The sequence below is a fragment of the Microcystis sp. M49636_WE2 genome, assembly GCF_030065375.1.
Lineage (GTDB): Bacteria > Cyanobacteriota > Cyanobacteriia > Cyanobacteriales > Microcystaceae > Microcystis > Microcystis aeruginosa_C.
In genome coordinates this window covers 1-3,168 of record NZ_JASJFG010000392.1, presented here as the reverse complement: position 1 = coordinate 3,168, position 3,168 = coordinate 1, and the positions used below count along the sequence as shown (strand labels likewise).

Genomic DNA, 3,168 nt, shown 5'->3' with positions numbered 1-3,168 from the left:
AGCAGAATATAAAGCGGTGATAATTGCTGTCACCGCAGGACTAAGACTAGATAAAACCACCACAGAAGCGGTGGCAATGATGATAGTAGTAGCCATTCTCACCATACCATCTGTACCTTTTTGATAGGCATCAAATTTATAATCTAAGCGGTCAACTTTTTGACCAAGTTCTTCTCGCAATTGAATCAACGCCGCTCTGATGTCATCATTACTGGGATTTTCGGGAATTTGCATGACCTTGATTAGCAATCAACTAACAACCGCCTATATTATAGCAGTTCTTAGCCATAAATTACAATTTTTTATCAGGAGGAGGAGTCAATCGCCAGCGCACTAAAAAACTATCAATACTTTCTAAACATTCCAAGTCATCTTTAGGTAAATAAGGATTTTTTGACAAGAAAGAAAAAGCCTGGTGACACTCTTGACTATCAGCTTGAATCGGACTAGCAAAATGACAAGGAATAACCTGTTTAATCGGCCATTGGCAAATTCTATCAACCCATTGACTCACCTCGTCAGTATTGCGATTAAGAATCAAAGTTTGCAAAATTGGCGCTACTATTAACCTCCCCTCGCGACGCAAATTTAAAAAAGTCTTTTGCCAATCATCACCCCATTGAAAAGGGAATAAACCAAAATAGGCTTTTTTACTCCTTTCCTGAGCAGTAAAAGCATCTCTGAACACCTTAATCCAATTGGGAACAGCTAAAACAGGAGGTTGAAAATAAAGAGCAAAAAGACAAATTCTCTGCCAACCCCGACGGCGATTTTCTGGGGTATCCTCTACCAGATCCTTAGCACTATTTTTAGCGTGAAACAGCAGCGGATAGGGGTCTAATTCTAAAATAGCGGGGGGATTTTCTGGGATAGAAATAATGCCATCAGTCAGCAGCAGAGTTTGAGAGTAGTGATGAAAAAAAGCCACTTCCGAGAAGTATCCCACATTCAGATCAATTGCGGGTAAAATTTCATAACTAAAATCTTTTCCAAAAGGAGTGGTTGCCGAGTCAGCAGGTAAAATTTCTGTTCGTTTTGCCGGTAAACCCAACCAACTCAAAGGTAAATTAAGAGGAAAACTCCATTGATTAGGAGCAACATAAACTATAGCCTTAGGAAAATAACGGGCAAAAGGACCGACAAAAACCTTATGTTCAATGCCAGAAATCGTCGGTAAAATAATATATTTAACTTCCCCGTGTTCACTTTCCAACTCACGCATTAAGCGAATACATTCAGGAGTCGGGGCCACTGGTGCATAAACAAATAAACCCCCGGATGCTAACTTAATTACCGTCATGCGAATCGGCACAACCACATAGAAAATACCCTGCAATTGCTCAAATGTCCAGAGCGTATCTTTCACCACTTCTTGGCGAATTGTCCGTCTTTGACCGTAGGGATAAAGTGGTACAATTGGCCAAAAAGGCCATGATAAATCTTGCGGACTAATTGCGGCTTTTGTCATCGTCTGATTCTATCGCTGAAAATCTCTATTTTAGTTATCATAAACCCTTCTAATCCCCATGACTGATAAACTGCCCATTGATTCTTTGGTCAATACTTGGAATAGTCTCACGGGGGAAGTGATGAAAAGACTCCCCATCGACCAGTTGACTAATACTGTCCTGCAATGGTTTAGTGTTAGTGACACTCAAGTGGCGGAAATTTTAGAAAAAGTCCGTCAAGAATTACCCACCACCGAGGCGCTGTTAATCGGCAAACCGCAAACGGGAAAAAGTTCGATTATTCGGGGAATAACGGGAGTTTCGGCGGAAATCGTCGGGCAAGGTTTCCGTCCCCACACCCAAAACACCCAGCGCTACACCTACCCCGCGGAAGACTTACCCCTGTTGATTTTTACCGATACGGTGGGGTTAGGGGATGCCTATCAACACACAGACAGGGTAATCGCGGAATTATTAGCAGATTTAGCCGAAAACACGGGACGCGCCCAAGTTTTTATCGTGACGGTAAAAATTGATGATTTTGCCACCGATAGCCTTCTGGAAATTACCAGACAACTGCGGCAAAAATACCCTAAAATCCCCTGTTTACTGGCTGTAACCTGCCTTCATCAGCTTTATACTCCTAATACCGCCGATCATCCCCCTTATCCTCCCGATTGCGAGAATATCAATCGCGCCTATCAAGAAATTAAAGAAACTTTTAAGGATTTATATGACAATTCTGTGCTAATAGACTTTACCCTAGAGGAAGACGGTTACAACCCCGTTTTTTACGGTTTAGAGGCATTTAGAGACAATTTAGCTGATTTATTGCCAAAAGCCGAGGCTAACACCATCCACCAACTTTTAGATCGGGAAACCAGCAATAAATTAGGCAATCTCTATCGGGACGTGGCCCGACGCTATATGTTAGCCTTTTCCGTCATAGCGGCAACCTTGGCGGCGATTCCCTTACCCTTAGCGACTATGCCCGTGTTAACCGCCCTACAAGTGTCAATGGTGGGGGTTTTAGGCAAATTATACGGTCAAGTCTTAACCCCATCCCAAGCCGGTGGAGTCGTCAGTGCGATCGCTGGCGGCTTTTTGGCCCAGGCCATCGGTCGGGAATTGGTGAAATTTATCCCCGGTTTTGGCAGTGTCATCGCCGCTTCTTGGTCCGCTGCCTATACCTGGGCCCTAGGAGAGGGCGCTTGTGTCTATTTTGGCGATTTAATGGGGGGTAAAAAACCCGATCCTAAGAGGATTCAAAGGGTTATGAAAGAGGCTTTTTCTGCTGCCCAAGAAAGATTTAAAAATGTCGCTACGCGAGGAGATAATTGATCGGTATTCAAAGAATATAGTCATTTCACATAAATCTGATCCACTCTAGTGGATTGTTTCAGCTAATTTGGTGCAATAGATTCTCCCGATTCCTCCTCCTCAAAAACTGGATAAAGATGTTTCAGCTTGACCCTAGCATCGCTGGTCGTAAACGTCCATATTACTGTAGATGCAGTCTGATTACGTTCTTTTTGCCAGGTTTCTATCTCCCTTTTTAGTTCTTCCTTGCTAGAAATCCTGGCTCTTCGGGAATTGTTATGCAAATAATTAACTTAAAATAAAATTCGATGAGAGCGCCTACGCTCAAAAGTATCTGAAATCCATATAGGGAAGGACTTAAGGCATCAACAGGTTAATACCAAAAGATAGACAATCGAGT

General features: G+C 42.8%; 3 protein-coding genes and 1 pseudogene. 1 reads left to right on the top strand and 3 read right to left on the bottom strand.

Annotated elements, in window-relative coordinates; translation table 11 throughout:
* Positions 1-234: ssr2422 family thylakoid membrane protein (locus PX484_RS09460; protein WP_288103603.1), on the bottom strand; the 234-nt coding region annotated here is incomplete at its 3' end.
* A 58-nt stretch (positions 235-292) separates the two neighbouring features.
* Complete coding sequence (locus tag PX484_RS09455; RefSeq protein ID WP_287765561.1) at positions 293-1,468, bottom strand: DUF4336 domain-containing protein; 1,176 nt, start codon at positions 1,466-1,468, stop codon at positions 293-295.
* Between the two features lie 58 nt (positions 1,469-1,526).
* Between PX484_RS09455 and PX484_RS09450 the strand changes: the two genes are divergently transcribed.
* On the top strand, positions 1,527-2,789 hold the full coding sequence (locus PX484_RS09450; protein ID WP_287765562.1) for a YcjF family protein: 1,263 nt from the start codon (positions 1,527-1,529) through the stop codon (positions 2,787-2,789).
* Between the two features lie 62 nt (positions 2,790-2,851).
* Here PX484_RS09450 and PX484_RS09445 read toward each other — a convergent pair.
* Positions 2,852-3,028: pseudogene (locus PX484_RS09445) on the bottom strand (IS630-like element ISMae25 family transposase); the annotation flags it as partial.
* Positions 3,029-3,168 lie beyond the last annotated feature (140 nt).

Excerpts from the sequence above, each read along its gene's own strand:
- PX484_RS09450 (WP_287765562.1), top strand. The coding sequence starts at position 1,527 with ATGACTGATAAACTGCCCATTGATTCTTTGGTCAATACTTGGAATAGT.
- PX484_RS09455 (WP_287765561.1), bottom strand. The coding sequence starts at position 1,468 with ATGACAAAAGCCGCAATTAGTCCGCAAGATTTATCATGGCCTTTTTGG.